This window comes from Actinocorallia sp. B10E7 (assembly GCF_039871655.1).
In the GTDB taxonomy this organism is placed as follows: Bacteria; Actinomycetota; Actinomycetes; order Streptosporangiales; family Streptosporangiaceae; genus Actinocorallia.
This window is the reverse complement of record NZ_JBDPLZ010000012.1, coordinates 1-21361: the sequence shown is the minus strand read 5'-3', so window position 1 is coordinate 21361 and position 21361 is coordinate 1. Positions and strand designations below refer to the sequence as shown.

Annotated in this window: 14 protein-coding genes and 2 pseudogenes; 8 read left to right on the top strand and 8 right to left on the bottom strand. The window is 69.8% G+C overall.

Going from position 1 to position 21361, the window contains the following annotated elements; all coding sequences use genetic code 11:
* Positions 1–11: 11 nt before the first annotated feature.
* Positions 12–4682, bottom strand: coding sequence for a lysylphosphatidylglycerol synthase domain-containing protein (locus tag ABGB12_RS30150; RefSeq protein WP_347683052.1), 4671 nt, complete (start codon positions 4680–4682; stop codon positions 12–14).
* Between the two features lie 169 nt (positions 4683–4851).
* Here ABGB12_RS30150 and ABGB12_RS30145 point away from each other — a divergent pair, with 169 nt between their 5' ends.
* Both ABGB12_RS30145 and ABGB12_RS30140 read left to right on the top strand, forming a co-directional pair.
* Positions 4852–5064, top strand: coding sequence for a hypothetical protein (locus tag ABGB12_RS30145; RefSeq protein ID WP_347683050.1), 213 nt, complete (start codon positions 4852–4854; stop codon positions 5062–5064).
* A gap of 61 nt (positions 5065–5125) precedes the next feature.
* Complete coding sequence (locus tag ABGB12_RS30140) at positions 5126–5689, top strand: hypothetical protein (RefSeq protein WP_347683048.1); 564 nt, start codon at positions 5126–5128, stop codon at positions 5687–5689.
* A gap of 16 nt (positions 5690–5705) precedes the next feature.
* Here the strand turns inward: ABGB12_RS30140 and ABGB12_RS30135 are convergent, their stop codons facing one another.
* Complete coding sequence (locus tag ABGB12_RS30135) at positions 5706–6356, bottom strand: thioredoxin family protein (RefSeq protein WP_347683047.1); 651 nt, start codon at positions 6354–6356, stop codon at positions 5706–5708.
* On the opposite strand from ABGB12_RS30135, the gene ABGB12_RS30130 reads away from it, so the two are divergent.
* Both ABGB12_RS30130 and ABGB12_RS30125 read left to right on the top strand, forming a co-directional pair.
* Positions 6355–6711: a hypothetical protein gene (locus ABGB12_RS30130; protein WP_347683045.1), complete on the top strand. Its 357-nt coding sequence runs from the start codon at positions 6355–6357 to the stop codon at positions 6709–6711. The two genes, ABGB12_RS30135 and ABGB12_RS30130, sit on opposite strands and share 2 nt — an antisense overlap.
* Positions 6712–6764: 53 nt before the next feature.
* Positions 6765–8627: a glycoside hydrolase family 15 protein gene (locus ABGB12_RS30125; RefSeq protein WP_347683367.1), complete on the top strand. Its 1863-nt coding sequence runs from the start codon at positions 6765–6767 to the stop codon at positions 8625–8627.
* A gap of 9 nt (positions 8628–8636) precedes the next feature.
* Here the strand turns inward: ABGB12_RS30125 and ABGB12_RS30120 are convergent, their stop codons facing one another.
* Positions 8637–9029, bottom strand: coding sequence for an NUDIX domain-containing protein (locus tag ABGB12_RS30120; RefSeq protein ID WP_347683044.1), 393 nt, complete (start codon positions 9027–9029; stop codon positions 8637–8639).
* Positions 9030–9233: 204 nt separating this feature from the next.
* Here ABGB12_RS30120 and ABGB12_RS30115 point away from each other — a divergent pair, with 204 nt between their 5' ends.
* Complete coding sequence (locus tag ABGB12_RS30115; RefSeq protein WP_347683042.1) at positions 9234–10463, top strand: alginate lyase family protein; 1230 nt, start codon at positions 9234–9236, stop codon at positions 10461–10463.
* Positions 10464–10526: 63 nt separating this feature from the next.
* On the opposite strand, the gene ABGB12_RS30110 is transcribed toward ABGB12_RS30115, so the two are convergent.
* Both ABGB12_RS30110 and ABGB12_RS30105 read right to left on the bottom strand, forming a co-directional pair.
* Positions 10527–10817: a DUF1905 domain-containing protein gene (locus tag ABGB12_RS30110; protein ID WP_347683040.1), complete on the bottom strand. Its 291-nt coding sequence runs from the start codon at positions 10815–10817 to the stop codon at positions 10527–10529.
* Between the two features lie 27 nt (positions 10818–10844).
* Positions 10845–11365, bottom strand: a pseudogene (locus ABGB12_RS30105) (transposase).
* A gap of 601 nt (positions 11366–11966) precedes the next feature.
* On the opposite strand from ABGB12_RS30105, the gene ABGB12_RS30100 reads away from it, so the two are divergent.
* Together ABGB12_RS30100 and ABGB12_RS30095 are read left to right on the top strand one after the other, a co-directional pair.
* Positions 11967–12827, top strand: coding sequence for a M12 family metallopeptidase (locus ABGB12_RS30100; protein WP_347683038.1), 861 nt, complete (start codon positions 11967–11969; stop codon positions 12825–12827).
* A 14-nt stretch (positions 12828–12841) separates the two neighbouring features.
* A complete protein-coding gene (locus ABGB12_RS30095; protein WP_347683036.1) occupies positions 12842–13147 on the top strand; it encodes a hypothetical protein in 306 nt (101 codons plus the stop codon).
* A gap of 12 nt (positions 13148–13159) precedes the next feature.
* Here the strand turns inward: ABGB12_RS30095 and ABGB12_RS30090 are convergent, their stop codons facing one another.
* From ABGB12_RS30090 to ABGB12_RS30080, 3 genes are read right to left on the bottom strand one after another with little or no spacing between them, the layout of a single operon-like run.
* Positions 13160–16720, bottom strand: a complete 3561-nt coding sequence (locus ABGB12_RS30090) for a hypothetical protein (protein ID WP_347683034.1) — start codon at positions 16718–16720, stop codon at positions 13160–13162.
* Positions 16717–19446 (bottom strand): hypothetical protein, encoded by a 2730-nt coding sequence (locus tag ABGB12_RS30085; RefSeq protein WP_347683032.1) that lies wholly within the window; start codon positions 19444–19446, stop codon positions 16717–16719. The genes ABGB12_RS30090 and ABGB12_RS30085 overlap by 4 nt, the downstream gene beginning before the upstream one ends.
* 9 nt (positions 19447–19455) lie before the next feature.
* On the bottom strand, positions 19456–20463 hold the full coding sequence (locus ABGB12_RS30080) for a hypothetical protein (protein ID WP_347683030.1): 1008 nt from the start codon (positions 20461–20463) through the stop codon (positions 19456–19458).
* A 262-nt stretch (positions 20464–20725) separates the two neighbouring features.
* Here ABGB12_RS30080 and ABGB12_RS30075 point away from each other — a divergent pair.
* A pseudogene (locus tag ABGB12_RS30075) lies at positions 20726–21236 on the top strand (IS5 family transposase); the annotation flags it as partial.
* Between the last annotated feature and the right edge of the window lie 125 nt (positions 21237–21361).

The window sequence follows — 21361 nt, the reverse complement described above, 5'->3', positions numbered from 1 at the left end:
GCACGGCGGTCTCACCCGGCGGGCGACGCCTCCTTGCGGAATCGTCCTCCCCGGCGCCAGGCGAGGGCGCCGGGGAGGACGGGGAGCCAGAAGGACAGGACGCGGTGGAGGACGACCGCGACGACCGTCTCGGTGACGCCGCCGCCGAGCATGACCAGGACGACCACCAGGACGGGTTCGACCAGGCCGATGCCCGCCGGGAGCGGGCCCAGGAGGCGGAGCGGGATCGTCGCGAGGAAGGCCGCGGCCAGGGCGCCGGGGCCGACGTCCACGCCCAGGGCCTGCGCGGTGGCCAGGAACGCCAGGGCGGAGGAGACGGTGACGGCCGAGGACCCCGTGAGGAGGGCCGCCATGCGGGGTGAGGCGCCCGGGCCCCGGGTCAGGGCGGGGAGCGCGTCACGCAGCCGGCTCAGGAAGGACTGCTGGACCTTCAGCTGGATGATCAGGCCGACCACGGCCAGAACGCCCGCCGCCGTCAGGAGGATCGGCCATTCCGGGAAGTCGAGGGGGCTCGGGCTTTCCACCACTGCCGCGACGAGCGCCGCGGCGAGCACGGCGGTGTGGACGAGCGCCCCGGTCAGGCGGGTGGTCGCGACGGCGGCCTCGGCCTTGTTCGCCGACGCCCCCGACGCCTGGAGGTATTCGGCCAGAAGGGCGGCCGACCCCAGGCCCGGGAGGTGCTGCCGGGAGGAGTAGGCGGCGGCCAGCTGCTCGCGGCAGGTCCGGAGGAACGGCAGGCGGCGCCCGTAAGCGCCCATGAGCGCGAGCGCGCCGGCCGCGTACGAGACGGCGATCAGCACGACCGCGGTCGCCAGCCAGCGCGGGTCGGCGCCGCCCAGCACGTCGAGCGGGTCGTGGACCTCCGGCAGGCCGGACAGGCCGACGGCCGTGGCGGCCATGCCGAGCAGGGCGAGGAACAGCGTCCAGGCGCGGGACGGCAGGCGGGTGAGCCGGATCTCCTCGGCCTCGCCGGCCCCGGTGGTCCGCCGGATCTCGTCCTTCAGCTCGTCCAGCAGGTCGGGGTGTTCGCGCAGCGCCTTGCGGGTCGCGCTGCCGAAGGCCAGTGGCTGCAGAAGCGGGATCGCCGCGGCCAGCTCCGCGGGTTCCAGGACGTCCGCGGCCGCCTTCACGGGCCTTTCCGGGCCGACGAGCATCGCGGTGGAGCACAGGAGTTCGGCGACGTCCTGGGCGAGTTTGCGGTCGCTGGCGCCGTCCTCGGCGAACCCGAAGTCGACGATGACGGGGCGGTCCTGCTCGTCGACGAGGATGTTCGCGGCCCTCAGGTCGCGGTGCGCGATCCGGGTGCGGTGGAGCTTGCGGGCCTCCTCCCAGAGGCCGCGCAGGAACTCGTCGGTGAGCTCGGGCAGGTCGGCGAGCTCGCGCGCGTTCTCGACCGCCTCCTCGGCCAGCAGGTAGGTGCCGCCGCCGCAGGGCGCCAGGCCCGCGAACGCCGGGACGCGCACGCCCGCGCCCTGGGCGCGCATCACCAGGCACGCCTCGTGTTCCAGCTGGCGGCGCGGGGTGGCGAAGGGGCTCTCGTCCTCGACGCCGCGCATGGTCAGCAGCCGGGCGAGCTTGAACAGCAGGTCGGCGTCCCGGTGGTCGCGGCTGACGGCCTTGATGAACAGGCCCGTATCGTCCCGTGTCCGCTCGGCCAGGAACGGGACGGAGCCCCGGGCGTCGGCTTTCAGCTTCCGCACGTTGTCGACGCCGCCGACGGCCAGGCGCAGGCCCCGGACGATGTCGTCGTGGCTCGGGAGGATCGAGGGCGTGCCCCAGAGCATGTGGAAGGCCCCGCCGATCAGCAGGCCGAGACCCAGGCCCGCGACGACGTCCAGCGGGAAGTGCGCGCCGACGTACACGCGGCTGACCGCCACGACCACCGCCCACGCCCAGAAGACGCGGCGGAGCCGACGCGGCACGTGGGCCGAGGCGATGGTGGCGAGGGTCGCGGCGACGGCGGCGTGCCCGGAGATGAACCCGAGACCGCCCTCGTGGGCGCCCCGCAGGACGACTTCCTCCAGGAGCGCTCCCGGGCGTCCCCGGTCGGCCATGTCCTTGAGGAACTTCGCCAGGAACCAGGCGAGCGTTCCGCCGAGGGCGAGTTCGGCGGAGAGCCGGAAGCGGCGGAAGAGCAGCGCCACCGCGGCCGCCACGCCGACGGCTCCCAGCGCTCCCGCCTGCATGAGGATCTGCAGGGGCCAGAACAGCCAGTCCGGCAGGCTGTTGACCAGCCGGAAGAGGTCGCCCTCCACGGGCAGCAGGAACCCGTCCGCGGCGTAGAGGGACAGGAACGTCACCAGGAACAGGCCGACGATGATGCGCACGACGTCGCCCGGGTGCCGCGCGGTGTGCGGGCCGGTCCGGTTCCAGCGCCTCTTCCGTTCGGGGACCTCGAGATCGGGTTCGCCGGCGCGTTCCCGGGCTGCTTCGGCGCGTTCGCGGCCGACCAGTTCCTCGGTGACGGCCAGCAGCCGGTCGCGGTCCAGCTTCAGCGCCTTCACCGGCGCCTGGGAGCGGGCGCGTCCGAAGCCCACCAGGTACGGGAGCCCTTCGGAGTCGACGACGATGTTCTCCGCGCTCAGTTCGCGGTGCGCGACACGTGCCTCGCCCAGCAGCCTGAGCTGCTCCCACAGCTCGTCCAGGAGTTCGTCGCTGATGTTGTTGATGAGGTTGAGCCCGGCTCCGTCGACGTACTCCATCGCCAGGTAGCAGTCACCGGAACGCCTGGCCACGAACCGTTCGACGGCCGGTACGCGGACTCCCCTGTGCCGGGCGAGCTGCAGGACGTACTCTTCGTGCTCCAGCTGTCGTCTGGCCGAGACGAACGGCGCTCCGGGGCTTCCGCGAAGGGACCTCAGACGGTCGAAGAAGTCGGCGTCGCGCTGGTCACGGCCGATCGCCTTGAAGAACAGCTTCACGGCGGGAGCCCGGTAGACGACGGCGCGGCGTATGTCGGTGCGGATCGGCTCCAGTGCGGCCGAGGGCGGGATCAGGTCGGGGAAGACGGTCCGCAGCCGGATGATCCCGGGGATGTGCGCGGGGGTGCCGTAGGCGAAGAGGACGGCCGAGCCGATCCCCCAGCCGAACGCGATACCGCCGACCACGTCCAGCGGCAGGTGCGCGCCGACGTACACCCGTGCGAACCCGACCACGGCGACCAGCCCCCACAGGACCCGCCGGTAGGAGCGCGGCAGGTACGCCGACGCCACGGTGACGAGCGCGGCGGCGACGGCGGTGTGCCCGGCCGGGAAGCCGACGCCTCCGACGTGGACGTCTCCGCGCAGCGTCACCTCCTCCAGGATCGCGCCCGGACGTTCCCGTCCCGCGACCCACTTGACGACCTTGGCCAGGCCCCAGGCCGCGCCGCCCGCCGTCGCCAGGGCCAGGGCGAGCGCCCTGCGGTGCGCGATGAGCGCCAGGAGCGCGCTGATGACGACGCTTCCGACCCATCCGGCCTGCATGAACACCCAGAGCGGCCCGAACAGGAGGTCCGGAAGGTCGTTGGCCAGGCGGAAGAGACTGGTCTCCAGGCTTCCCGGCCCCTGGGCGGCGAGCAGCGCGCATCCCGCCGTCAGCACGGCGGCGGCCAGCGCCCGGACGCCGTCGCCGGGGTGGCGGAAGACCGTCGGCTGCTCCTGGTCCTCGCGGTTCACCGCCCACTGCCACCACACCCACACCACGGCGCCCGCCGGCAGGTACAGCAGGAAGGTGAAGAAGCGGAACAGCAGGACGCCCGCCGCCATCTTCGGCAGGTCGCCGCCGGTCAGCCCGAGCCCTCCGATGAGGGCGAGTTCGATGACGCCGGCGCTGCCCGGGGTGAGGGGGATGGCCGTCACCTGGCGGGCCACCGTGTAGACGGCGAACGTCTCGATGACCCCGGCCTCGGTGACCCCCACGGCCTGCAGCGACATGTAGAGGACGCCGAACGTCGCCAGGTGGTAGGCGAGCGTCGTCGCCGTCAGCGAGGCCCAGCGGGACCGGACGAGCTCCCGCACCTCGGACCGGAAGAGCTGCAGTTTCTCGGGCTTCATCTCCGGCTTACCCGGCAGGATCCGTCCCGCCTTGGAGAGGCCGCGCGCCAGCTTCTCCGCCGGGAACGTCCCCCAGAAGAGCCACGCGGTGACACCGAGGACCAGCGCGGCGAGGCCGAACCCGAGCGCTCCCGCGCCGCGCACCCCCGAAGGCACCTCGGAGACCACCGCGGCGGCCCCGAGCGCCGTCAGCGGCAGGACGAGCCGTGCCACGAGGTTCCACACGCCCGTCGAGAGGGCCTGCGTCACGATCTCCGTCAGGGAGAAGCCGACCTTGCGCAGCATGGTGATGTTCAGCGCCGTCCCGGCCGCTCCCCCGGCGGGCAGTCCGTAGGACACCGCGGTCGTCACGACGTTCACCGCGGTCGCGTCCCGGAACCTCAGTCCGGGCAGGCCCGCCATCAGCTGTCCGGCGGAGGCGGCGATCGCGGCCAGCGTCAGCAGGACGAGGCCCGCCATCTCCACCGCGTTGACCTTGCTGCCGAGGATCTCCCCTACCTCCCGCAGGTCCACCAGCCTGGGCAGCACAGCTCCCAGCAGCACGCCGGCCAGGACGACGCCCAGCACCGCGCTGACCGTCCGGCGGGAGGGCGGTTCGAACGGGAGTCCTCGGCGCGAGGCGCGCGCGGCCGACTGGCGGAGCGTCATCGGGGGCTCTTCTCCTGTGGGGGGCGATCGTTCTCAAGCTTCCCGGACATTTCCCTTGAAAGCAGAACTAAACGACCGTATCGCGATGCCGAAGGTCCCGAGTGACCGACCCGGCCTTCTTTAGCAAGACGACATTGACAATCCCAATAAGGCAAGCAACGCTTGCCTTATGACTCTTCCCGACCTGGACGAACTGATCGCGGAAGTCGACCGCACCTGCGCGAACGCCTACCGCCCCGACGACTCGCAACCCGGCTGGCTCGCCCTCCTGCGCACCGGCACCGGCCTGGCCGGGCTCAACGCCGTCGGCCGGGGCGTGTCCTCCACCGTCCTGGGCGAACTCCCCATCGACGCCGGAACACTCCTCAGATCACGCGCGTAGACTGCCCCCGCCTTCCCTGAAATGATCTTCGATCGGCCATCACCCGACGCCAAGGACCGTCTTGAACCACGAAGAGCTGCTGAGAGAGTCCCGAAGGATCCTGGACGAAGGAGGAGTCGAAACCCCCGCTTTCATCACTCCCGTCCCCGGGACCTTCCCCTTGAACTGCGACATCGACAACGACGTCGCGGTCGTCACCTTCCTCACCTCGGCGCCCGAGAAGAACGTCCACTACAGCGAGGAGTACGTCTTCGAACGGATCCGGGGAACCTGGGAGTACCTCGGCGGCGGCTCGGCCTCGATGGGCCTCCCTCCCCCGGTCCGCCGTACCCGCGAGGAGCTGAACGGCCTCCACATGAGGCTGACCGGCCACGGCCTCACCCGACGCCGCCGCCACAGCCTCTTCCCCGCCAGACGCTGGATCTCGACGGCCGAACTCCAACTCTCCGACGAGGTCGCCGGCCTCCGCCTGGACGACCGTCCGGTGCGCGTCCCCCGCCACGGGATCGTCTCCGTGGTCTGGCCCACCCTTCACCCCGCCACAGCCACCGCCCTGGCCGCCGACGGCCGCACCCTGGCCTCGCTGACCCTGGAGCCCCGCATATGGACCCCGACCCCGGACTGACGTCCGGGGGCCGCTCTCATGCCCAGCGCTTGAGGAACTCGACGACCTTCGTGGACGGCATCTTCCCGGCCTTGGCGAAGGAGCCGTCGTTGGTGGCGACCTTGACCTTGCCCCGGGGGCTGAGCACGACGAGCGCCGGAATCCCGCTCTTCTTCAGATCGAGCCCGTACTTCTTCGCCACGTTCAGGTTGCGGTCGAGCTCCCCGACGTCCACGGCCACCACATGGAAGACGTCCAGGTGGCGGCGCACCGACTTCTTACGGAAGGTCTCCCCCAGAACGACACAGTCCGGGCACCAGCCGGCGCCGAAGTCGATCAGAACGGGATGCTTGTCCTTGCGCGCCTTCGCGAGGGCCTCAGTGATGTCCTCCGCCGGATCGCGGTCGGGATCGTAGCTCGGAAGCGGCTCCTCGGCCGGGAACACCGGAGCCTCCGGCAGAGCGGGCACGGTGACCCGAGCGGGCTGGATCGGTCCGTCATTTCTCTCATCGCCGCAGGCGGACAGCACCAGAATCGCCGCGAGCGGGATCGAAAGCCTTCTGAGCATGGGGGGATGCTCCTTGATCACGAGGATGGGGACCGCCAAGCATACGCTGAAGATCATGTGCCGGTGCCGGTCACCGGGTCCGGCGGAAGTGTCCCGGCCCGCCGATAAGGTCGCCCGCATGACGACACCTGTGCTGAGGGCGACCGAGTGGGACGGGACCTCCTGGGACGACCCGTCCGACGAGAAACTGCACGACCTCCTGGCCGACATGAACCTCACCTGGCGCTTCGTCATCGTCACCCGGCTCGACCTGGAACCCGCCGACCAGCACTACATGCAGGTCCACCTCAACGACGACCTGAGCTACACGATCGAATACCGCGAGGGAGGCCCGGACCGGCACTTCCAGGCCGAGGTGCCGAGAGGACACGAACTCCTCGGTCTGGAACCGGTGGCCAGGGTCCTGCAGGACTGGTCCCGCCGAAGGCCCGGCTGGCGCGAGGCGCTCTCATGGTCTCCGCTGTCGTTGCCGTGACCGCGTGCCGAAGTCCCGCCCTCATCTGTCGTCGCCGAAGCGGGTAGGTCCTCCTGCGAACCGCGCCGCGGCGCGGACACCGTCACCGGCTCTGGAGGACAGCGGACATGAGCAACGTTCCGATCGCCGACCACGCGTTGCTGTCGGACTGCCGCACCGCCGCGCTGGTCACCAGGGACGGGTCGGTGGACTGGCTGTGCCTGCCCCGTTTTGACGCGCCGTCGCAGTTCGCCCGGCTCCTGGACGACGAGGCGGGCCACTGGTCGATCCGGCCGGTGGAGCGGGCCCGGATCTCACGGCGCTACCTGGACGACACCATGGTGCTGGAGACCGTCTTCCGGCTCCCCGACGCCGTGGTCACCCTCACCGACGCGCTCGTGACCGGCGTCGAGGACCGGGGCCACGGGATAGGCGCGAACTCGCCGCACCTGCTGGTGCGGCGCCTGGACTGCGCCGGCGGTGAGGCCGAGGTGGAGGTCGTGTTCAGGCCCCGGCCGGAGTACGGCGCGGTCCGCCCCGTCCTGTCGGCCGTCGAAGGCGGGATCGAGGTGCCCGGCGGCACGGAACGGATGGTCCTGACCAGTCCGGTGCCGATGCGCCTCACCGAGGGCGACGCCACCGCCCGGCTGCGGCTCACCCCCGGACGGACGCTGCTGTTCGCCCTGCACTACTCCGACCCGGAGCGGCCTCCCGCGAGGGTGTGGACGCAGAAGGAGCTGCTCCGCCGTCTGGAGCGCACGGTGACCGCGTGGCGGTCCTGGTCCGAACTCCACCAGGCGTACGAGGGGCCGTGGCAGGACCTCGTCCGGCAGAGCGGACTCGTCCTGCAGGCGCTCACCTTCCAGCCGAGCGGCGCCATCGTGGCCGCCCCGACCACCTCCCTGCCCGAGGGCGTGGGCGGCGAACGCAACTGGGACTACCGCTTCACCTGGGTCCGCGACGCCAGCCTCACCATGGACGCGTTGTGGGTCGCCGCCTGCCCCGACGAGGCCGCCGGGTTCTTCTCCTTCCTCGCCACCGCGGCGGGGCCGCCCGGCGAGAACCTCTCACTGCAGATCATGTTCGGTATCGACGGCGAGCACGACCTCACCGAACGGGTCCTGCCCCATCTAGCCGGCTGGCGGGACAGCCGACCCGTCCGGGTCGGCAACGGAGCCTGGAACCAGCGCCAGATCGACGTGTACGGCGAACTGCTCACCGCCGCCCACCGCCTCGCCGACTACCTCACCGAGATCGACGACGGCACCCGCGCCTTCCTCTGCGCCTGCGCCGACGCCGCCGGCCGCCACTGGCGCGAACCCGACCACGGCATCTGGGAGATACGCGGAGAACCCCAGCACTTCCTGCACTCGAAGGTCATGTGCTGGGCCGCGCTCGACCGCGCCATCGCCCTGGCCGACCTGCTCCAGGCCACCGGCAGGGTGGGGGAATGGACCCGCGAACGCGACGAGATCCGCAACGACATCCTGGCCCGGGGCTGGAACCCCGAAGCCGGCACGTTCACCCGGCACTACGGCTCCTCCGAACCTGACGCCGCCGGCCTCATGCTGGCCATCACCGGTTTCCTGCCCGCCGACGACCCCCGCATGCTCGCCACCATCGACACGGTCGAACGGCGCCTCACCGACGACCGCGGCCTCGTCTACCGCTACCGCGCCCCTGACGGCCTTCCCGGCGAAGAGGGCACCTTCCTGCTGTGCACCTTCTGGCTTGCCCACGCCCTGGCCCTGTCCGGCCAGACCTCCCGCGCCCGCGCCGTGTTCGAACACGCCGCGGCCCATCTCAACGACGTCGGCCTGCTCGCCGAGGAGATCTCCCCCGCCACCGGCGAACACCTCGGCAACTTCCCCCAGGCCTTCAGCCACATCGGCCTCATCAACGCCGCCTGGGCCATCAGCCAGGCCGACCGCCCGTGAACCGCACCCCTACTCGGGCGCAGGCGAGCCCGTTTCCCGCCGGTGCCAGGCCCAAATAGAGTCCTTGTAGCCGTCCGGCATGACCAGCCCCCCGACCTCTTCGGCCCCGAAGAGACCGATCTCCTTGTGCTCGTGGCTCAGCTTCGGCACGACGCCGTCCTCCAGCAGCCGACACCCGTAGGTCACTATGAGCACCCTGGCGTTCGGAATCGGCTCGTACACCCACACGTCCAGCAACGGTCCCGCCGCGACCGTCCAGCCGGACTCCTCGGAGATCTCACGGACGACGCACTCCTCGGGCGTCTCCGCGAGCTCCAGCCGACCTCCCGGCAGCTCCCACTCCTCCCGTTCGTTCCGCAACAACAGAACACGTTCCGCACGATCGAGAACAACACCCTTCACAGAAACCGGCCACTTTCCGGCCACCCTCACCCCCGCATCGCCGACGGCCCGCCCGAGAGCCCGGGCCTGATCCTCCCAGCACCAGGCCGCAGCCGCCGAGAATCTCAAAAAAAGCCGAGAGTTCCCGAATCACACAACATAACAGTAACAACACGATAAGGTCCGACGCGTGAGTCTCGGGAGCAGCATTGATTTGATACCCGGGTGAGCAAAAAGTCGCTGGTAGTACTGGTGGCCTGCGTGCTGGCGACGGGCCTGCTGGTCGCGCCGCAGGGCCAGGCGGGTGCGGCACCGAAGTTCAAGCACCCCGGGGTGCTGGTCACCCGGGCGCAACTGGACTACGTCCGGGCCCATCTGAAGCGCAAGCCCTTCAAGGGCGCGTTCGCCGCTTTGAAGAAGAACCCGCTCGCCTCGCTCAAGGCCAAACCGCACCCCTGGACGCAGTCGATCTGCGAGCCGTACGGGGTCGGCTCCAACGGCGGATGCTCGGCCGAGCTCCACGACGCCAACGCCGCCTACGCGACCGCGCTCCTGTGGTACCTGACCAAGGACCGCCGTTACCTGGCCAAAACGGCCCAGTACATGAACTCCTGGTCGCGCACGCTGAAGGAGCGCGGCGGAGCCGACGCCCCCCTGCAGGCGGGATGGGCCGCGATCAGCTGGACGCGCGCCGCCGAGATCGCGCGCTACTCGCTGCCCAAGAAGGTCAGGTGGAAGACCGAGAAGCGGTTCGAGGACATGCTCCGCAAGTACTACCTGCCGTGGACCGTCAACGGCTACCACGACCGCGTCATGAACGGGAACTGGGAGCTGGCGCTGGCCGACGCGACCGTCGACATGGGCGTCTTCCTCGATGACCGCCGGGTGTTCGACCGGGGCATCGAGGTGATGCGCTCCCGCGTCCCCGCCTACTTCTACCTGAAGTCCGACGGGCCCAGGCCGCACCAGCCGACGCCGGCCGTCTGGGACCTGGACGCCTACTGGTACCAGCCGTGCAGCGAGACGATCAGCCCCGAGGAGCCCGAGGACGTCAGGCACCCGTGCGCCGAGGGACAGCACGTCCACTACGTCAACGGCCAGACCCAGGAGACCTGCCGGGACCGGCTGCACGCCACCTACGGCATCGCCGCGGTGATGCAGCTCGCCGAGACCGCGAAGATCCAGGGCCGGAACCTGTTCCCCGAGCTGCGCGCCCGCATCACCGCCGCGAGCGAGCTGACCTCCAGGCTCAACCTGGCCGGAGTCCCCGCGGACCTGTGCGGCGGAGCCATCAGCACCGCCACCGGCGCGCCCGCCTCCGCCTTCGAGATCGTCTGGCAGGAGTACCACAAGAAGACCAACCTGCCCTGGACCAAGAGGATGGTCCTCAAGCAGCGCCCCGGCACCGTCCGCGAGTTCATCGCCTGGGAGACCCTCACCAACGCCAGAGCCTGACCCTCGGCCGGCGCGCTCCCCCCGTCCTCCCTCTGCCGCCGTCCGGCGGACCGCACCCGCCTCTCACAGGCGAGTGTGGTCGACCTCGATCGCGACGTCGACGGTGTCCCCGTCGTCCTTTCCCGCTCGGATGCGGGCGGGCACCGGCAGTGCCCAGGCACCGGTCTTGTCCCGCCAGACGCTGGTCCGCCAGGTGTGACCGTCCACGGTCGCGATCACCGGAGTCCGCCCGAAAGGCCCCGCGACACCCGGCGCGTGATCTTCCGGGATCGGAGCGAACACCCAGGAGCCTTCGCCCTGCCAGCGGAACAGAATCGCCTCGAACGTCGTCACGGACGACGCCTCACTCGCCATGTCCGCTCTTCCTCCTAAGACCGTGTCCTACGTGGCGATTTTGGCGAGCTTCTTGTAGCAGGTCAAGGCGGCTGCGAGGGCGATGAACAGGTGGCCGTGGCGCTCGTAGCGGACGGTCAGACGGCGGTAGCCGAACGGCCAGGAGAGCGTCCGTTCGATCTTGCACCGGTGGCGGCCGAGGCGTTCCTTGGATTCGATGCCCTTGCGGGCGATGCGCGGGACGATCCCGCGTCCGCCGCGCTGCTCCAGTCGACCAGGCCGAACCGGCCCAGCTCGTCCAGCACCGCCCGGTGCAGTTGCGGCCGCAGTCCCTGCTCGGTCCAGAACATGAACCTGCGATGCGCGGTGGAGGACGACACCCCGAACTCCGTCGGCAGATGCCGCCACGCACACCCGCTGGTCAGCACGTACACGATCGCGGTGAACACCGCCCGGTCGTCCAACGGCGCCGTCCCGCCGCCCTGCCGCCGCTCCGGATAGCGAGGCACCAGTGGCCCCCACAACTCCCACAGCTCATCGGGCACCGACCGCAGACCCAGACTCGACATCAACACGATCTAGGATCATCGCCGCAGATCACCCGAAAATCCACGTAGGACAAGGTCTCAGTCTTTATAGCCCGACAGGGAGACGCCCAGAGTCCGGCATGCCATCGCCACGGGAATCCCGTGCCCGGAGAGTTCCCGGATCAGCGGGAACTTTATTTTGGGAGGACGTTCTCACGCGCGAAGTAGGTGACGGCACGTGATCTTCCTTCCCCTGATCGACCTGGTCCATCTCACCGCGCCCGGCCGTCGAACGGGGGAAGCTCGCACCCGGCACCACCTGGACCCTCACCCCGGCCCCTGCATAACCCCAAAAAGGGACTGCCCGGCCTACGGCCGGACAGCCCCAACCAAGATCTTCAGCGGTCTTCTACCAGCCGGGAGACCTTTACCCAGCACCTACTGGAGCGTGGTTAAGTAACGGGTATCGACCGGTCATCCGTGAAAAATCACCAGGAGGTGGGCGATGGCCGAGGATGACACCAGCTATCTGGAGACACTCCGATCGATCGCTGAAATCGCACAATCAGTGGAAAAGGGAAAACGTCCGGAGTCTCGCGAGGAGATGGTGGGGGCGCACAACGGCACGGCACCCGGGACGTGCATGCTGAAGACGCTCCCCACCCGGCTCCTCGCGAAGGCGGAGGAAGTCGCGATCCAGACCAACCGCCTCAACGCCCTGCGGCTGCTGGGGCTGGGGGACATGACCTGGGGGAAGGCGCTGCCCGCCCCCCAGCACATCGCGGTGGTGACGAGCAAGTACTGGGGCCCCACTCCACGGCAGCTGACGGTCAGCTTCATGGAGAGCACGCCGATCGACCTGCAGGACCGCATCATCGCGCACCTGAACGCCTGGGCGCAGACCTCGTGCGTGTCGTTCGTCCGGACCAACGGCATCGGCACCGTCCGGATCTCCCGGGGACCCGGCGGCTACTACTCCTACCTCGGGACGGACGTCCTCCTGATCCCGCAGGGGCAGCAGACGATGAACCTCGAAGGGTTCACGATGGCGACCAGCGAGTCGGAGTTCCGGCGGGTGGTCAGGCACGAGGCCGGGCACACGCTGGGCTTTCCCCATGAGCACATGCGGGCCGGGCTCGTGGCCCGGATCGACCGCGACAAGGCGTACGTCTGGTTCTTGGAGCAGTACGGCTGGCCGCCGACCATGGTCGACCAGCAGGTGCTCACCCCGCTGGACGAGGCCTCGCTGCTCGGCACGCCCGTGGACCAGACCTCGATCATGTGCTACCAGCTGCCGGGGTCGATCACCAAGGACGGTCAACCCATCCTGGGCGGGACGGACATCAACACCAACGACTACCTGTTCGCCGGATCCATCTATCCGAAGCTCGCCTTCCAGATGACGGCCGGGCGCACGGACGACTGGGACGAGAAGGACGATGTCACCGCCCCCGACCTACAGGCCGGACTGACGAAGACCGGCCTCACCCCGGCCGGGGTGTGAGAGCCCGTTCCGTCATGGCTCATCTGATCGAGATCCGGCCCGCCGAGGAGGGCGTGCCGGATCTCCTTCTGCAGGTCGGGGACCTACTCCTGGTCTGGGCGGTCGGGGGCCGCATCCGCTCCGGCGCGGAGACCGTCGAGTTCCTCGGACCGTTCTCGCCCGGCGTACTCGGCACCGACCAGCGACTCCACACGCCGGAGGGGCTCCCCGGCAGGGTTGCCTTCCTCGCCCGGCATCCGGGCCGGGCCGAGATCGAGCTCTTCAGCGGCGTCCCCTGGCCGGAGGTCCGGCGGACTGCCTTCTCGCTCACGGTCGAGTGACCGCCCGGCCAGTCACAGGATGGGTAGGGAAACGACGTCGGTGAACACCAGCCGTTCGGTGATCTCACCGGGTTTGCCGGAGTGTAGATGGGCGCCCGGCCGCGGCTCCCTGTTGGGGATGAGCTCGACCTCGCGCACCCGCAGCCGGAACGAACCTGTCCCCGGAGCCACGAAGAACCTCGACGTCCAGTGCTTGAGGGCGGGCGAGAGCCCTGCCGGCTTCGGCACCGGTGACAGGACGTGGGAGAAGACCCATGCCGGAACGGTGCTGCTCTCGGGACCGAGATCGATGAGCTCCACCCTGTCGGCCGGCATCCCCTCGGGTGCCCGGCAACGTTCCAAGAGGAAGTCGACCCTGTTGACGGCCGGGGCGGCGGAGACGGCCCCCGTGAGCCTCACCTCGAACCCGTCGGGCAGCCGGGTCACGCGCAGGGTGCGGCCGGGAAGGAGCGGCACCATGTCCGTCTTCACCACGTCCGACAGGAACAGGCCGTCGAGGCTGTTCGGCTGGTAGCGGGCGACGGCGAGCTGGAGGAAGGTGTAGTCGAAGGACGCGACGCCGCTCCCGGCGAAGGCCACGTCGCACAGCCAGCACTTCTCTTCCTCGCTGTACGTCGGTTCGTGCGGTTTGATGACGACGTCCGCGTCGGCCTCCTTGAGCCGCAGCCTCCGCTCCGGGCCGGCCCCGGTGGTGATGTGGGAGGCGAATGGGCCGCCGCCCCGGAAGCCGACGGACGGATAGATCGGGTCGTGTCCGGCCCGTGAGATGAAGTTCGCGAGCCGCTCGTCCGGAAGGTCGGACCCGTCGATCTCCGGGCGCACGACCACCGCCAGCGACTCGCCGACCCCGGTGGTGTGCCAGGGCGATTGCAGGGCGAGCCGTACGCGGGTGCCGAGGCGCTCCCGGGTGAGGACGCCCGAGGGGGTGTCCAGGCCGCCCGTCTCCTTCCAGAGGAACGCGGGCCTGGCGGAGAGCACCACGGGCGGCGCGGGGCGGCTCGTGCTGGGTATGTTCACCGGAGGCAGTGTCCTGGTCTGAGTGAACTGCTGGGGATCGTCCGAGTCGCGGAAGTAGTGGCGGAACCGGCTGACCGCCCTGAGCGTGTAGGTCACCCTGCGGTGGCGGGTGTCGCCGAACTCGTGACGGAACAGCGTCGCCGGCTGCGCCGGGTCGTCCTGATCGATGTCGAGAGAGGCGATCTGCACGTCGGAGACCGAGTACATGGTGCGGTCCATTTGGTCCTGCCAGCCGGCGGTGATCTCCAGCCGCACCGTGCTCTTCGGATCGAGCAGCGGGGTCTGCGGCGCGAGCCCGGCGAAGGTCGCGCCGGCCTCGCGGGACGGCAGCAGCACGGTCTCCGGGGCGCGGAGCGGACGCTGGACCGCGTGCACCAGCGTCAGGGTCCGGGCGGGCGTCAGCATCGGATGCCGTCCCTGCTGGGCCGCCTCCAGCGAGTTCTCGGGAAGATCGAACGCATGCAGGGCGAAGTCGTCGATGATCCCCTTCCTCGGGAACGTCGACAGCTGCAGGGTGATCTGCTCCGCCGGTGCGAGCCGCACGACCAGCCGTCCGTCCTCCCAGCCCACCTGGGGACGCCCGGGGCTCGGGGTGGTCAGTTCCAGCGTTTTGGGCAGCAGATCGGGCCACCTGTCCACCCCGTCCCAGTCCCTGGGCTGCACGGCGGCGGCGCCCGGCCGGACGTCCGTGACCACGACGCCGCCTGCGGCCGGATCGGGCAGCCCTGCCCCCTCGGCCCCGGCCTCGCCGGAAGCGGAGAGCGCACGCTTGACCCACTCCCAGGTCAGGCGGTTCACCTCGGCGTCGTCGCCGTCGAGATCGAACATCCCGTGCTGCTCTGCGATGTCCACCGTGGTGGCCGGGGGCAGGAGCACCCGCTCGTCGTCGACCCGGTAGCCGAAGCGTTCCCCGTAGGCGCTGACGTCGAGATCGGCGACCGGATCGCTGCGGACGACGATGTGTTCGGTCGACTCTCCGGGGCCCAGCAGGTTGATGAGGACGCCTTCGGGGAGGACGACGTCCGGAGAGGCCACCGGCTCGTAACGCGCGTAGAACTTCGACTGCGTACTGTGCCGGTTGGCGGCGGGGTCATGGAGTTCGAGCCCCCCGCCCGCGATGTCCACCACCCGCGCCCGGAGCGTGTAGAACTGTCCGAAGCGCAGCCGGGGCACCGATCCCGGCTCGACCTCGAAGCCCATGGTGACGTTCATCTCCGGCTTGGACGGCCGCTGCGTCTGCGACGCCGGATCGAAACCGGGGCGGGGCACGGCGAGGCTCCATCCCCGCCAGGAGGCCACGGTCTCGTCCGCGTACAGCGCGCTGCCGTCAAAGATCGCGGCATTCGTCTTGATATGGCCTTCTTCCGGGGTTCCCGGGGAGCCGACGACGAGGAAATCGTCGCTGATCCCGCCGTCGGGCAGGCGCCGATGGATCCGGTAGGTGGCGTTCCGCCGGTGCAGCGAGAACCACTGGGCACCGCCGAATCCAGGCCGGACATCGATGCGGTAGCCCAGCACCAGGTCGTCGGCGGTGAGGACCTCGGGCTCCGCCGCCGCCCGAGCACGAGCCGCCCTGGCGAGCCGCGCCCGCATCTCCTGCCCGCGTCCGCGGAACACCAGTTGCAGCCCGCCCGAACGCAGTGCGGGCAGCGCCGCGGTCTCGTCCGGACGCGCGGACACGGCGCGCGCCGCCTCGCGCATCCGCTGGGCGGCCACGTCCACCTCCACGGTCACCACCTCCCAGCGGCGGGATCCGGTCGCGTCGAGCCGGTCGAGGGTGACCATTCCGGCGTTCACCTGGGGCATGGAAGCCGGCAGGAACTCCGCGCCGAACCGTGTCCTGGGGGACACGACCTCGGGAAGCGGGGCGGCGCGGCCAGGCCACAGCACCCGCACCGTCCCGCCAGCGAGGGCGGAGACCTCCCGGGCATCGAGCCGCAACTCGACGATCAGACCGAGCGCCCGGAGTACCGCCGGATGCTCGCGCAGCATCGACAGGGTCCGGTGGAAGCCCGCCGGACGCTCCGGCGGACCCGCGAGCACGGCCGGATCGGGCGCGGACGCCGACGCGGACGGATCAGGACCGGTCCAGTGGGAGTCGTGGAGGGCGTTGCGCACCTTCTCCTGGAAATCGGGTGAGTGAGAACCGAGTTCCGCGGTCACCTGGGACTGGGAGACCGTCTGCAGTGTGCGCATGACCGCCTGCGCGTCCTGGGAGGTCGGACGTACCGTGAGCGGGCCGCCGCTCGGCGCCGCCGCCCGTTCCGTCACGGCGTCCTCGACCATCAGTCCCGCCACGAGTCGCTCCCAGAGGCCGGGCTGGACGTGGAACACCGGGGCCAGGTCGCGGATGAGGGCCGGGGGCGTCTGCGGGTCCGCGTCCGGACCGTGCGCCTCGACCCGGACGGCGCCCTGCCGCAGCGCCTGCGGCGGCCAGTGCTCCATGCCGTGCCCGGACAGTGAACCGCCGCCGAGCCTGGGCACGATGAGCACCCGGAGCAGCGCGTCGTCCCCCGCGATGCCGCCCGGGACGGAGAGCCACAACATCTCGCTCATGACGCGAACGCCTTCCGGTAGCTCTCCCAGGTCTCCAACCCGGCACCGCCTTCCTCCAGCATGGCGGCGAACCCGCTCCGCGCGGCGGGCGCACCGCCGCCGACCAGCTCGAACGTCCCGCTGTCGACGGTCACCGACTCGGAGTACAGTGTCAGGTCCAGTTCGATGACGAGCGTTGCCCGGCCGAACAACCGGGGCGGTTCGTCCCGGTAGATAAGGGTCACCCGCAGCTCGACCGACACGGTGACCAAGCCGAGCAACTCGACGCAGCCGCCGATCCGGATGAACGCCTCCAGCTCCATCGAGCCGTCGGGACAGCGCACGAAATGCGCGCCGCCGAAGGCGTGGACCTCGGCTTTGGCGACCACGAAGTCGAGGGCGATCATCGCCCCGAACTCCAGGGACAGCTCCACCTTTGGTTCCCGGTCTCCCGCCACCTCCAAGGCGACGTATCCGCCGCCGCCGAACCCGCTGACCGTCAGGGTGAACGGCTGCTCCCGGCTGGCGAAGGCCAGGACGACGGACACCGGCTGCTCCGCGAAGGGGACGTGCACCTCCATGCGGACGGCGATGTTCCGCATCACGAACATCCCGGCTGCCGCCGCGGGCAGGCCGATCCGGTAACCGGCGACGAGCCCCGTCGTCGACACGCTGATGGTCGGTCCCCGCCCGCCGATGAGCTCCATGAGTTTCGCCTGCAGATCGTGAAGCAGTCTGAGCCCCCGGCCGAACTCGACTTTCGGGTTGTGCATCTCCAGCTTCGTCGGCTGCCCCGGGAACTGTGTGAACGCCACCGAGTCGAACGACAGCGTCAGCAGGGAGGCCGCGGGAGGCGGCGGCAGCACCAGCATGAAGTTCTTCAGCGAGCAGGTGGGCTGCTGCTGGGCGTCGGACGGCAGCCACCCGCTGCGGACGACCAGATCGAACTGGGCGGGCTCCAGCCCCGGCCTGGGCCGGAACGGCCCGTGGTTCCTGAGTCTCACCTTCTCCCAGCGCATCTCCATGTCAACTGCGGCGCCCACCCGCCGCTGGACGATCTTCGGCGGCCCCGGCCTCGGGCTGGAGGTGGCGTCGATCAGCGCGGCCAGCGGGAAACCGAACAGCGTCGCCCCCTTGAACGCCTCGTTGAGCGCGCTCGCGGAGTCGGGCTGATGCGGCAGGACACCGGTCGGGACGGGACCGAGCTCGCGCGATATCCCGTCGGCGGTGAACCTGGGCGCGACCAGCCCGCCCGAGCGGTCGGCGTTCTCGGTGAAGTCGACCGGGACCTTGGATTGCTCGTCGAAACGGAGCACGACCGGAGGGATCGAGGACGCGGCCGCGGCGTCCGGGGGAGCCGAGAGCGCACGGAATTCGGGGGAATACTCCAGCGTCCGCTCCTGGGCGTGCTCCGCACCGGGGAGCAGGGAGCGCAGCGCGGGCAGCACCACTCCGGCCTTCTTCAGATCCGGCCGGAATCCGTCACCGTCCCGGATGCCGGAAAAGGTGAGCGAGTGCACCTCCTGGACGTCGCCCGGCTTGCCGTCGGCGCCCACCAGGTCGATCTCGACACCGGGGATGCGGACCGTTCCATGCTGATCCCACAACGCCGACGCGGCTCCTGCGGGGTCCGGCACCATGTCGGCGACGAAGACCAGGGGCGTGTCGAACCGCACGTCCTTGTCCCCGGTACGGCATCGGATCGGGAACAGGAACGACGCGCCGCCGTTCTCTGGAATGAACAGCTCCACATTGCCGGGCTCCCCCCTGCTGTTGATGGAGAAGGCAGTCCCCAGGATCTCGACCTCGTCGAACGGGAAGGTGCGGCCGCGTACCCCGGTGCGCAACGGCTGGGTGATCACCAGGATCCGCCGCGTCAGCAGTGCCGCTGCCTGGCCCACCGTGGTGGAGGTGTGGACGGGTAGGAAGGCGCGCCTGGTGAACACCTGGTAGATGGCACGGTGCCCGAACGGCCACAGCCTGCCCTGCGCGACCACCTCCACCTTCTGGTCGCGGCCGAACACGAGTTCGTGGCTCCACGCGCTGGAAGGCCACTTCCCGTCGGCCGACAGGGTCCCGCCCAGCGCACTGAGCTCAAGCCGGGTCGCCTTCGGTGGCAACGATGTCTCGTTCGTCCAGTTCACTATCTTCTCCCGCCACCTCTCGAGCGGCGGATCCTGGAAGAACCCCTGGTCGGCGATGCCGCTCCCGGCCGAGACCAACTGGGGCCACACCGCCAGCCGCGCGTCCGCCGGGCCTCCGTCGCCTGCGCGCAGCCGCGCATGCCACAGGCCCACCGCGTCCGCGATCACGGTGGGACGGGCGGCGTGGTCGGACACCACCGCCTCTCCCAGGGTCAGCGCCTCAGGTGCCAGCCGCAGCCCCCACGGCATCTCGACGGCGGATGTCGGCCCGAGGCGCGGGCCCCCGGCCAGCGCCTCAAGGACACCCGCCACGCTCAGCTCGATCCCGGTCCCCCTGTCGAGCCGGAAGACGAGCTCGCTGACCCCGGTCAACCGCGAGTCGCCGTGCACGAGACCCGCCGTACTGAAAATGGCCTGCGTCGTCGTCTGCTCCAGGATGGCCTGCGGCGGGAACGTCACCGTCACGGTCGGATCGGCGCCGGTCGCCACCAGCTGCGGCGGTGCCGCGGCGGACACCGGTGGGCGGACCTCGAACCCCTCCCAGCGCACGGCCAGGACCACGAGGTCCCGGCTCCGCAGGATCAGGAAAGTCTGCGATGCCATCTCCACCGCCTAGGTCTGCGGGGCGAGCGCGTAGCGCAGGGTGCCGTTCACCACGTGCGCCACATGCGCGCTCCCCACGCTGTCGAAGATCAGCTGCGGCCATCCCCCGCCCGCCTCCACGTCCTCGACGGCGAACGTGCCGATGCCGGTGCGCGTCGCGTACCGCAGCCGCCCCCCGGCCCCGTAGACGATGCAGAACCTCGACTGGTGGCTCACCCCAACCGCGGAGCGGACGTCGCTCACATCGCTCGACACGACCTCGATGGCGGGCGACTCGGGGAAATTGCCGAACATGCAGATTTTGAGGGACCGGGTCTTCCGCTCGAAATACGAGATGATTCCCTCCCCGGTGATCGAGTGCGCCATCGCGGGGCACTCGCCCAGGACATCTCCCCTGTCGAGGATCTCCACCCGCCATTCGTTGGGCTGGCCGGGGAAATCCACCCCGGGAATCATGGTCGCCATCCGCAGCTGCCGAGCCGTCACGCCCGCGGGCGACCGGTCGTCGAAATAGGCGGTCCTCAGCACTTCCTGGGAGTCGAAGTCCAGCGCCGTGAACCACCCCTTCTCCACGAGATTCGAGGAGTCGACCTTCTCCACGTTCTTACGCCAGGTCGGCGGGGCGCTCGGATTCGTCGGCGGAGGCGCCTTGGACGCATGCCACAGCGAAAGGCCAGCCTGATAGCAGAGATGTGGAATATCTTTGAAGGGAGGATTCTGGAAGACGCCATGGCAGACCTTCATGATGACGAAACGGACGCTGCCCGGGAAGAGGCCGCCTTCCGTGTTGGCCTCCTCGAACTGCCAGTTCACGTCCCGGACCCCGTAGATCAGATGATCGGTGGCTCTGCTCTGGTAGGCGAGGTGCGGCCGGGACTTGGAATCGATCGAGAGGGAGATGCGGTACTCGTCGCGCGCCGCCGGTTCGCACGGCAGCGCTTCCCGCAACCATTCCGTCGCGGTTCTGTAGGCCAGCATGACCGCGCCGGACTGCATCGTGTAAGCGATCCAGGGCACGTCCGACGAATCCACCGCCAGACAGACCTGACCATGGACGCTCCCAGAGTCGTCGACAGCCTCGGTGAAGAATTCAGTCGGCATCGCTCACGCCATTCACGGATCATCTCGCGCTCATCATCCCCGAGGACATGGCAACACGGAGATTCCTTTCCGGGCAACCCGCCGATGGAAAATATTATGTAATCAGATCCGGCCGCAACGCCGATTCTAGAGGTATTCTCCCGACGGATCGTTTTCTCTGCAAAAACCTCTTGAGAATGCCCTACCGACGGAGTTCGGGGTCTCGCCCGCCACGGTGCACCGCCAGTTCGTCTTCTGGACCAGGCAGGGCTTGCGGCAGGCCTTCCATCAGGCGGTGCTGGACGAGTTGGGCTCGCAGGCCGAGGTCGACTGGAGTAGCGCGATCGTGGACGCCGCGGTGGTGCGGGCGAAAAAGGGGGCGCGCTGACCGGCCCCAATCCGGTCGACCGGGGCAAGAGGGGAAGCAAACTCCACGTGGTCTGCGACGGGCAAGGCCTGCCGCTGGCCGTGCTGGTCACCGGCGCCAACGTCCACGACATCCACGGGTTCAAGCCGCTCATCGAGGCGATCCCGCCGGTCCGCTCCCGCCACGGACCGCGCCGGCGCCGCCCTGCCAAGGTCCGGGCGACAAAGCCTACGAGGCCGCCGACCTGCGCAGATGGCTGCGCCGGCGGGGAATCGCATCCCGCAAGGGAATCGAGTCCGGACAGCGGCTAGGCCGGCACCGGTGGAAGATCGAGCGGACCATGTGCGCCGCGAGGCGCTCTGTTGTATCCCCGGTTCAGCCGGGAGGAACTTGGAGGGAGGTTTCTGGGCCGAATGGCTGACCTGGATCCGAAAGGTGAAGGGGACAATAGCATGCCAGAAAATCCGG